Below are 10014 nucleotides of genomic sequence, written 5' to 3' on the forward strand. Positions count from 1 at the left end.
CCTCTTATCGTCGATGTTTGCGGGCCGGGCGCATCTCCGCGCTCCAGCCGAGATCGGTGCTGATCGCCTCCGCGGTGCCGCGCACCTGCGCGCTCAGTGCCGCCATGCGATCGTCGTCCATATACTGCGCCGCGCTCGACACGCTGATCGCCGCGACGATCCGGCCCGACACGTCGCGCACCGGCGCCGCCACGCAGCGGATCAGGTCCTCATTCTCCTCGAGGTCGAAGGCGTGACCCGCGCCCGCATAGGCACGCATCCGTTCGAACCACAGGCCGTGATCGGTGTGCTGCTGCCCGCGCCCCGCGTCGGCGGCGTAGAGCCGTTCCCACTCGCCCTCGGCCGTGTCGATCAGCAGCGCCTTGCCGAGCCCGGTCGAGGTCAGCGGCTGGCGATCGCCGATGCGGCTGGAGATCTCGACCCGCCTGCGGCCGGAAATCTTGTCGAGATAGAGCGCAAGGTCGCCGTCCATCCGGCCGAGATGCACCGTGTCCTCGGTCTCCGCCGCCAGCGCCTCCATGCGGGGGCGGGCGATCTGGACGATGTCCGCCTGGCTCTGCGCGAGGAAGCCGAGCTGGATCAGCTTCGGCCCCAGCTGATAGCCGTCCCGCGGCAGGTAGCTGAGGAAACCACGGTCGATCAGCGCATTGGCGAGGCGGTGCGTGGTCGAGCGCGTCAGCCCCATCCGCGCCGAGAGTTCGGCCAGCTTCACCGGGCCTTCGATCACCTTGTCGAGCATGTCTAGCCCGCGCAGCAGCGTCTGGCTGCCCTGGATCTTGGCGCCCCCGGCGGCCGGCGCGGCGCCGTCCGCGCTTTCAGTATTTGACGTGGAGCGTTCCATCAATTAACATCCTATCCCATAAAGTGAGAAAGTAAAGCATTCAGGAGGATGCCGGGCAGCCGATCGCGGCTGCGACCCACCCGAACCTCTTGGGCGCGGACGTACCACATGCTGGCACGCTGCGCGCCCGGATTTCATATTGTCGGAAACCGTCCAGCCATCTGGGATGGACGCCAGAAGGGAAGCGTCGAGCCGTGGTAGCCGGACTTTCAACGACCAAATTGGCAAAGATCAAGCAGGTGCGCGCCTATACCGTCCGCGGTGGGGGCGCCGATTATCACGACCAGGGGGCGGGCCACTGGATCGACGATCACATCGCGACGCCGATGAGCCGCTATCCCGAGTATCGCCAGTCGCGACAGAGCTTCGGCATCAACGTGCTCGGCACGTTGATCGTCGAGATCGAGGCCGAGGACGGCACGATCGGCTTCGCGGTGACCACCGGCGGCGAGCCGGCCTGCTACATCGTCGAGAAGCATCTCGCCCGCTTCCTCGAGGGCCGCAGCCCGACCGAATACGAGAAGATCTGGGACCAGATGTACTTCTCGACGCAGTATTATGGCCGTAAGGGACTGGTGGTGAACGCCATTTCCGGCGTTGACCTGGCGCTGTGGGACCTGCTCGGCAAGCTGCGCGGCGAGCCGGTCTACCACATGCTCGGCGGCGCGGTGCGCGACGAGCTGCAATTCTACGCGACCGGCGCGCGGCCGGACATCGCCAAGGAGCTGGGCTTCATCGGCGGCAAGCTGCCGCTTCACCACGGCCCTGCCGAAGGGATCGAGGGGCTGAAGAAGAACATCGCCGAACTGGCTGAGATGCGGAGCCGGGTCGGCCCGGATTTCTGGCTGATGTGGGATTGCTGGATGGCGCTCGACGTCGATTATGCGACCCGCCTTGCCATCGCCGCGCACGAGCATGGCCTCAAATGGATCGAGGAGGCGATCAGCCCCGACGATTACTGGGGCTATGCCGAGCTGAAGCGCAACGTGCCCAAGGGCATGCTGGTCACCACCGGCGAGCATGAAGCGACCCGCTGGGGCTTCCGCATGCTGCTGGAGATGGACTGTTGCGACATCATCCAGCCCGATGTCGGCTGGTGCGGCGGCGTGACCGAGCTCTTGAAGATCTCGGCGCTGGCCGATGCCCGCGGCAAGCTGGTCGTGCCGCACGGCTCGTCGGTCTACAGCTACCATTTCGTCATCACCCGCCACAACTCGCCCTTCGCCGAGTTCCTGATGATGCATCCGGGGCCCACCGAGGTGGTGCCGATGTTCCACCCGCAATTGCTGGGCGAGCCCGTGCCGCAGAACGGCCGGCTCCGCGCGAGCGCGCTCGACCAGCCGGGCTTCGGCGTCGAGCTCAACCGCGACCTCGCCATGCACCGACCCTATTCGCACTGAGAGAGACGCCCATGAAATTCTGCCGCTTTGGAGAGCGGGGCCAGGAGCGCCCCGGCCTGATCGACGCCGAGGGCCGCGTTCGCGACCTGTCCGGCCACATCGCCGACCTGACGATCGATGCGATCGGCGGGCTGGGCGCGATCGACCCCGCCGGCCTGCCGCTGGTCGATAAGGGCGTGCGCCTCGGCGTACCGTTGAAGGGCATCGGCAAGATCGTCGCGATCGGCCTCAATTATGAGGACCATGCGATCGAATCGAACCTCCCGATCCCGACCGAGCCGGTGATGTTCATGAAGGCGCTGTCGAGCCTGACCGGTCCCAATGACGAGGTGATGCTGCCGCGCGGCTCCACCCATAGCGACTGGGAAGTCGAGCTGGCGGTGGTGATCGGCAAGACCGCGCGCTATGTCGACAAGGCCGACGCGCTTTCCCATGTCGCCGGCTATGCGGTCGCCAACGACGTGTCCGAGCGCTTCAACCAGAAGCAGCGCGGCAGCCAGTGGAGCAAGGGCAAGGGCCACGATAGCTTCTGCCCGCTCGGCCCCTGGCTGGTGACGGCGGACGAGATCGCCGACCCGCAGGATCTCGACATGTTCCTCGACGTCAACGGTGCGAGGATGCAGACCGGCAACACCCGCACCATGATCTTCGGCGTCGCCGAGATCATTGCCTATGTCAGCGAATATATCACGCTCTATCCGGGCGATGTGCTGATCACCGGCACGCCGCCGGGCGTGGGCGAGGGCAAGAAGCCGGAGTCGATCTTCCTCAAGGCAGGCGACACGATGCGGCTGGGCATCGCCGGGCTCGGCGAGCAGCAGCAGAACGTCGTCGCATGGCGCCATCTCGGCGACGCGGTGCTCGGATGAGCGCGTTCGCGGGACGCTTCGCCGGGCGCACGGCGGTGATCACCGGCGGCGCCTCCGGCCTCGGGCTGGCGGTGGCGCGGCGGCTGGTCGCGGAGGGCGGCAAGGTCGCGCTGTGGGACCTCAACCCGGACCAGCTGGCGGTCGCTGCCGCCGATCTTGGCGGGGCGCATGTCGAGCAGCTCGACGTGTCCGATGCGGATGCGGTCGCGCGCGCGGCCGAGGCCTCGGCCGCGGCGCTGGGCAGGATCGACATCCTCGTCTGCTCGGCCGGCATCACCGGCGCGACCGTGCCGGTGCACGAATTCCCGCTCGACAGCTGGGCCCGCGTGATCGACATCAACCTGAACGGCCTGTTCTATTGCTGCCGCGCGGTGGTGCCGCACATGCTGGCCAACGGCTATGGCCGCATCGTCAACGTCGCGTCGGTGGCGGGCAAGGAAGGCAACCCCAATGCCTCGGCCTATTCGGCATCGAAGGCAGGCGTGATCGGCTTCACCAAATCGCTGGGCAAGGAACTTGCCGGCAAGGGCGTGATCGCCAACGCGCTGACCCCGGCGACCTTCGAGAGCCCGATCCTCGCCCAGCTGCCGCCGAGCCAGGTGGAGTATATGCGCTCCAAGATCCCGATGGGCCGGCTGGGCGATGCCGAGGAGAGCGCCGCGATGATCTGCTTCATGGCGAGCGAGGAATGCAGCTTCACCACGGCGTCGACCTTCGACACCTCGGGCGGTCGCACGACCTATTAATACCGCGCGCGCGTGCGCGCGCGAAAGGAGCGAGGATATGGCGCGCGATCTGCCGTTTGTCGATGCGCATGTGCATCTCTGGGACCTCGATCGCATCGCCTATCCCTGGCTGACGCCGCCCTTTTCGGACGATGGTCCGAACGGCAGCGTCGAACCGATCGCGCGGACCTATCTGCTCGACGACTATCTGGCGGATGCGGCGGGCTGGGACGTGCGCGGCATCGTCCATGTCGATGCCGGGGCGGCGCCCGAGGCGGCGCTTGCCGAGACCGAATGGCTGCAGGCGACGGCCGACGCGCGGGGACTGCCCAACGCGATCATCGCCTTTGCTCCGCTAGACGATCCGCAGGTGGACGCGCTGCTCGCCGCCCATGCCCGGCACCCCGCGGTTCGCGGCATCCGCCACATCGTCAACTGGCATCCCGACCCGCGGCGCAGCTACACGCCGCGCGACGTGACGCAGGACGAAGCTTGGGCGCAGGGCTTCGCACTGCTCGCCAAACATGGCCTCAGCTTCGACCTGCAGGCCTATCCCGGCCAGTTTGCGGGCCTGGCCCGGCTGATCGCGCGGCATCCCGAGGTGCAGGTGATTCTCAACCATGCCGGCATGGCGGTGCCGGGCGAATGGGAAGCCTGGCGCGCCGGTATGCGGGCGCTGGCCGCGCTGCCGAACGTCGCGGTCAAGATCTCGGGCATGGGCTTCACGCACCGCCCCTGGGAGCGCGCCGACATCCAGCCCTATGTGCTGCAGACGATCGACCAATTCGGCACGGACCGCGTAATGTTCGCCAGCGACTTCCCGACCGACAAGCTCTTCGGCAGCTTCGCCGCGCATCTTGATGCCTATGATTCCTGCACGGCCGGCTTCACCGATGCGGAGCGCGGTGCCATGTTCGCGGGCAATGCGAACCGTCTGTACCGGCTCGGACTGCAGCTGAGCTGAGCCGGGGAGGGCGACGCGATATCCGCGCAACGCTGCAAATGCGATTGACTCGCAATATCTGAAATCGCATAGCGGCCGCCTGTTTGCAGGGGGGCGCATGGCCAGGATCAGTCTGTTTCTTTCGAGTGTAGCGTTTTCGGCAATCGCGGTGCCGGTGCATGCCCAGCAGGTCGCGGGAGCTGCGAATGGCGGTTCCGACGAGATCATCGTCACCGGCGAGAAATCGTCCCGGACGCTTCAGGATACCCCGACCAGCGTTGCCGTCACGACCGCCGATCGGATCCAGCGGGAAGCGCTGATCTCGATCCAGGACGTGTACAACCGGACCGCCAACCTGTCCGAAACCTATGGTGCAACGGGGTTCACCATCCGCGGGATCAGCAATACGGGCGTTGGCGCAGGCGGGCAGGCCGATGCCGCCAGCGTCTATGTCGACGGGGCGCCGATCCCGAAATGGGCGCTCTATGGCGGGCCGACGGATCTTTGGGACGTCCAGCAGGTGGAAGTGCTGCGCGGCCCCCAGTCGACGATCCAGGGGCTCAATGCGCTGGCCGGCGGCGTGGTCATCACCACCCGGGACCCGTCGGTCGCCGCATGGAGCGGCGATGCGCGGGTGCTGTGGACGGACCAGAACGACCGCACCTTCTCGGCCGCGCTCGGCGGACCGATCGTGCAGGACGAGCTCGGCATCCGCCTTTCCGCAGAGCGGCGCGCGGACCGCGGCATCATCACCAACCTTACCCGCGGCGGCCACGACGACGCGATGCAGTCGCTCAACCTGCGCGGCAAGCTGAAATGGACGCCGCGTGCCATGCCGGGCCTGGAAGCGGTCGCCAGCTACAACCGCGTCCGGCGCGACGGCGGCTATCTGTACGAATATTCCCGCACCGACCAGCCCGATTTCTACAACATGCGGGTCGCCACCGGGGATCAGCCGAGCCGCGGCAACATCGCCAGCGACATTGCAGTGCTGGAACTGCGCTATCCGCTCGCGCGCGGGCTCAAGCTGTCGAGCGTAAGCTCCTGGAACCGCTCCAGGGTGCGTTCCCGGATCGATACCGACGGCACGGCGCAGGACATCCAGGCGGTCGACAACCGCTATCTCTACCGTACGCTGACGCAGGAGCTGCGGCTAAACTATGAAGGCGAGCGGCTGAGCGGGCTGCTCGGCGCCTGGTATTATCGCCGCAGCGGCCAGCTCGACCAGAACAGCCGCGTCAACATCGAAACGCCCACTGCCACCATTTCCGGCCTGTTGCGCGCCAACGGCGCAACGGCGGCGCAGGCGCAGGCGATCTCCACCGCCTATGCGGGGCAGCTGCCGGTGATCCCGGTGATCTACTACGCCGCCCAGCCCGAGCAGGTGGAGACGATGGCGCTGTTCGGCGATGCGCGCTTCAAGCTTGCCGACCGGCTCACGCTGATCGGCGGGTTCCGCCTGGATCACGAGCGCAATCGCTACACGGCGCAGACCGTCGCTACCTTCAACGGTGCGCTGCCCGACGTGAACTTCCTGGGTGCCCCGTACGCTTCCATCGTCGGCCTCATCAACCAGGGCGTGCTGGGGCTGGTGGCGAACGCGTCCTCGCCGCTGGCGTCCAACGGCCGGACCTTCAACGCGTTTCTCCCCAAGATGGGCGTCAGCATGGAGTGGACGCCGGACCTGACCACCGCCTTCACGGTGCAGCGCGCCTATCGTTCGGGCGGATCGAGCCAGAATCCGGCACGGGCCAGGCTGGTCGCCTATGATCCCGAATATAGCTGGAACTATGAAGGCTCGCTGCGCTCGAAATGGTTCGACGGCAAGCTGACGGTGAATGCCAATATCTTCTACATGAAGTGGAGGGAGCAGCAGGTCACGGCCTATTTCGGGCTGAACACCTATGACTACAATACGGTCAACGCGGCAGGCTCGCACCTTTACGGCTTCGAGGTCGAAGCCAATGCGCGGCTCGATCGGGCAGTCGACATGTACGCCTCGGTTGGGCATGTCCGGACGAAGTTCGACCGGTTCCAGCTGCCGAGCGGCGCGACTAGCACGCTCGATCTCAGCGACACGCAATTCCCCTATGCGCCGCGCTGGACGCTGGCGGGGGGTGCCAATGTGCGGTTCGGGGGCGGTTTCACCGGCAATGTGAACGCCAATTATCGCACGTCGGTGTTCACCGGCGTGGGGCAGCAGCAGGCCCAGTTCAAGGTCTCGGCGCGTACCGTGGTGAACGGCCGGCTGGGCTATGACGCCGGCGCCTGGCAGCTGTTCGCGTTCGCGCGCAACCTCTTCAACGAGAAATACAAGCAGTATGAATATGCCCAGGTCCATCTGGCGATCCTGGGCGAGCCGCAGACCTTCGGTGTCGGTGCGGGGCTGCACTGGTGATCGCCGTCGCCAGCTTCCTGCTGATCCTGGCCGGTGCGGCCGGGGCATGGCTGTTGCGCCGCTCGTGGCGCAGGCGCGAGGGCGCCGCGCCGGCGCTCGTCGGCACCGGCTGGGCATTGCTCTTTGCCGCCATCCTGGCGGCGGGATGGGGCATCGGCCCCGTCAAGGGCGCCGCGCTGGCGCTGGTGATGGAGGCGATCGGCGCGTTGTCCGTCGTCTTCCACGGCCGGGTCCGGCGCAAGGCGGCGCGCGCGCGGGCTGCGGACGCGGCGCCCGAACCGCTGGACGAACCGGGCCGGCTCTGGCGCGGCATCCTGCGCACCTTGCTTGCGGGCCCGCTCGGCATGACGGCGGCGATGGCGCTCGCCTTTTGCGTCACCGTGTTCCTGCCGGGCGATCCACGAACCCGTATCGTGATCGGCGGCATGCTGCTGCCGGTGCTGTGGGGGCTGGCAATGACCTGGACGCTCGCCGATCGGCGCCTGTTGCGCGCCACTGCGGTGCTGCTCGGCACCAGCCTGCTCGGCTTCGGCCTGGCCTTTGTCGGCGGCTCGATCCTGGGAGGCGCGGCGTGAGCGATAGCCGCAAGAAGCAGTGGCGCTGGCCGTTCTCCGCGGAGACGGTGCGGGCGGTGCTCAGCAGCCATTCGGTGCTGGGGCTGGCCTTTGCGGCGGTCATCTATCTGGTGTGTCTGACCGGCACGATCGCCGTTTTCGCGCCCGATCTGCGCCGGCTCGAGCTGCCGCGCACGCCGGTCGCCGCGCAGCTGGCCCCCGATGCGGCGGCGCGAGCGCTCGGCGCGGCGGCACAGCAGGTGCCGGGCGATGTCTCGCTCAATCTCACCCTGCCGAGCCCGGCGCGGCAGGGCGCGAGCCTGGTCGCGTACAAGGGGCGGTTCGAACGCAACTGGGCGGTGGCGGAGGATGGCAGCCTCTCGCCGCTGGAGGCCGCCTGGACCGAGTTTCTGCTCAACCTCCACATCTGCCTGCACCTGCCGCGGGCCTGGGGCGGCTTCCTCGTCGGCCTTGCCGGCGTAGCGCTGCTCTCCTCGCTCGTCTCGGGCATCCTCGCCCATCCGCGGGTGGTGCGCGATGCGTTCCATCTCCGCCTCGGAGGTTCGCGGCGCCTGCAGGAAGCGGACCTGCACAACCGGCTCGGCATATGGGCGCTGCCCTTCCACTTCACCCTTGCGCTGACCGGTGCCCTGCTGGGCCTGAGCACCTTGATCGTGGCGGTCCTGTCCCTGCTCCTGTATCGGGGCGACACCGGTCGGGTCTATGCGCTCTTTCTCGATCCGCCGCCGCCGGTCGACGCCCGCGCGGTGCCGATGCCGGGCATCGCCGCGCTCGTCACACAGGCGCAGGCGCGGATGGGAGGCGCGGCCGTCGAAAGCATCGTGGTGGAGCGGCCGGGCCGCGCCGACATGCGCATCTCGGTGCACGGGCGTCAGCCCCGTCTGCTCGTCGCGCAGGAAGAGGTCCAGTTCGACGCGCGGGGGCGGGCGATCCATGTCGAGCACGCTGCCGACCTTGCGCTCGGCACCCGCATGCTGGGCGGCATCGGCCAGCTCCATTTCGGCTGGTTCGGCGGCTTCCCCGTGCGGCTTGCCTATGGCCTGCTCGGGGTGGCGCTGTGCGTGGTGACCTCGAGCGGCGTGACGATCTGGCTCGCGCGCCGCCGCGACCGTGGGCGCCCCGCACCGGGCTGGGAGCGGGTCTGGGCCGCCGTCTGCTGGGGCCAGCCGGTGATCCTCGCGGTGACGGCGATCCTCGCCTTCGCGGTGCCCACCGCACCCCTGACGCAGCTATGGCTGCTGCTGACGATCCTCGCGATCGCCGGCTCGGCGATCGGCCACCGCGCGGCGCCCGCGGCACATGCCCGGGCGTGGCGAAGGGCGCTGCTGGTCTCCTGCGGCGTTGCGGGGCTTCTGTATGCCGGCCGCCTGTTGCTCTAACGGGCAGCCGGGCGGCCGTCGGCACCCTTCTCTCCCTGCCACGAACGACGGGCGATCGCATGACGACGCGCACGAAGGACATCGCACGCAACGCGGGCAGGGGGCGCTGCGCGCAGGTGACAGTTACCAGCGCCGCGATGCAGGCGGCGCGGTGGCGATCAATCCGCGGGCGCTGACGATCACCGCGCCCGAGCAGGATATTTCCGCCGGCCGCCGGCCGCTGCGGTGGAGGCGTTCCGCAGGGGGCGGCGCGCGTCACCGAGGCGGACTCGACCGCCGCGCCATGCCCATGTGACAGGTATCGTTTCGCGCGCATCCGCTTCGGGCGGGTCAGCCGGGTCCATCAGCTGAACCGGCGATCGCCGGCGTGGCGCTGCCCCGGACCGAACAGATCGGCATCGGCGCCCGCGGACAGGCGCGGGCCAGCCTGTTTGCGCACGGACCTCGCCATCCGTCCAGCATCAAGAGCTGCCGTTAATCGCTTCTAAACTGCACCTGTCTTTTCAATACGCCTGCAATATCTCAAAATGTAGAAGCAAAGTGCCCGTATCCATGCATGATACCAGGCAAGGCGATTTCAGGTTTCCAGCGTATATACCAAATATGAACCTGCGAGAAAAATTAATCTATAGGGCAACTAAAGGCTCATCCGGCATTCTAAAATGCCATCAAGCAACGGCGTCGCTAAGTTATAGGTATAAATACCTAGTATTTGGATGTGGATGAGGCACTGATGTTGGAAATCGTTTGTGCACCTTCCTGCGTGAGCGTGAAAAACGTCGCGCTCTTCCGCGACAGCTTGCTGGAAGGCCTTGGTGCCGCCGAGGCGATCGAACTTGACCTCTCGGCCGTCGAAGAGGCGGATCTCAGCCTGCCCCAGCTCC

8 protein-coding genes are annotated in these 10014 nt (G+C 67.3%); 7 read left to right on the plus strand and 1 reads right to left on the minus strand.

Going from position 1 to position 10014, the window contains the following annotated elements; all coding sequences use genetic code 11:
• Positions 1-4: 4 nt before the first annotated feature.
• Positions 5-841 carry an IclR family transcriptional regulator gene (locus tag SPI01S_RS17985; RefSeq protein ID WP_066725877.1) on the minus strand — a complete coding sequence of 279 codons (837 nt, stop codon included), beginning with the start codon at positions 839-841 and terminating at the stop codon, positions 5-7.
• Positions 842-1035: 194 nt separating this feature from the next.
• Here SPI01S_RS17985 and rhmD point away from each other — a divergent pair, with 194 nt between their 5' ends.
• The 7 genes from rhmD (at position 1036) to SPI01S_RS18020 (ending at position 9130) form a co-directional block, all read left to right on the plus strand.
• Entirely contained in the window at positions 1036-2241 is a 1206-nt protein-coding gene (gene rhmD / locus SPI01S_RS17990) for an L-rhamnonate dehydratase (RefSeq protein ID WP_066725879.1), read from the plus strand.
• Between the two features lie 11 nt (positions 2242-2252).
• Positions 2253-3110, plus strand: coding sequence for a 2,4-didehydro-3-deoxy-L-rhamnonate hydrolase (locus SPI01S_RS17995; RefSeq protein WP_066725883.1), 858 nt, complete (start codon positions 2253-2255; stop codon positions 3108-3110).
• Positions 3107-3856 (plus strand): SDR family NAD(P)-dependent oxidoreductase, encoded by a 750-nt coding sequence (locus SPI01S_RS18000; protein WP_066725886.1) that lies wholly within the window; start codon positions 3107-3109, stop codon positions 3854-3856. The genes SPI01S_RS17995 and SPI01S_RS18000 overlap by 4 nt, the downstream gene beginning before the upstream one ends.
• A gap of 37 nt (positions 3857-3893) precedes the next feature.
• Positions 3894-4799 (plus strand): amidohydrolase family protein, encoded by a 906-nt coding sequence (locus tag SPI01S_RS18005; protein ID WP_066725889.1) that lies wholly within the window; start codon positions 3894-3896, stop codon positions 4797-4799.
• Between the two features lie 97 nt (positions 4800-4896).
• Positions 4897-7176 carry a TonB-dependent receptor gene (locus tag SPI01S_RS18010; protein WP_066725896.1) on the plus strand — a complete coding sequence of 760 codons (2280 nt, stop codon included), beginning with the start codon at positions 4897-4899 and terminating at the stop codon, positions 7174-7176.
• Complete coding sequence (locus SPI01S_RS18015; protein ID WP_245653650.1) at positions 7173-7751, plus strand: hypothetical protein; 579 nt, start codon at positions 7173-7175, stop codon at positions 7749-7751. Before SPI01S_RS18010 ends, SPI01S_RS18015 begins: the two co-directional genes overlap by 4 nt.
• On the plus strand, positions 7748-9130 hold the full coding sequence (locus SPI01S_RS18020) for a PepSY-associated TM helix domain-containing protein (protein ID WP_066725902.1): 1383 nt from the start codon (positions 7748-7750) through the stop codon (positions 9128-9130). Before SPI01S_RS18015 ends, SPI01S_RS18020 begins: the two co-directional genes overlap by 4 nt.
• The last annotated feature ends 884 nt before the right edge of the window (positions 9131-10014 follow it).

It is taken from the genome of Sphingomonas pituitosa NBRC 102491 (assembly GCF_001598435.1).
Lineage (GTDB): Bacteria > Pseudomonadota > Alphaproteobacteria > Sphingomonadales > Sphingomonadaceae > Sphingomonas > Sphingomonas pituitosa.

What these genes read in the sequence shown, in the direction of transcription:
- SPI01S_RS18005 (WP_066725889.1), top strand. Translation starts at nt 3,894, where the DNA reads ATGGCGCGCGATCTGCCGTTTGTCGATGCGCATGTGCATCTCTGGGAC.
- SPI01S_RS18000 (WP_066725886.1), top strand. Translation starts at nt 3,107, where the DNA reads ATGAGCGCGTTCGCGGGACGCTTCGCCGGGCGCACGGCGGTGATCACC.
- SPI01S_RS17985 (WP_066725877.1), bottom strand. Translation starts at nt 841, where the DNA reads ATGGAACGCTCCACGTCAAATACTGAAAGCGCGGACGGCGCCGCGCCG.
- SPI01S_RS17995 (WP_066725883.1), top strand. Translation starts at nt 2,253, where the DNA reads ATGAAATTCTGCCGCTTTGGAGAGCGGGGCCAGGAGCGCCCCGGCCTG.
- SPI01S_RS18010 (WP_066725896.1), top strand. Translation starts at nt 4,897, where the DNA reads ATGGCCAGGATCAGTCTGTTTCTTTCGAGTGTAGCGTTTTCGGCAATC.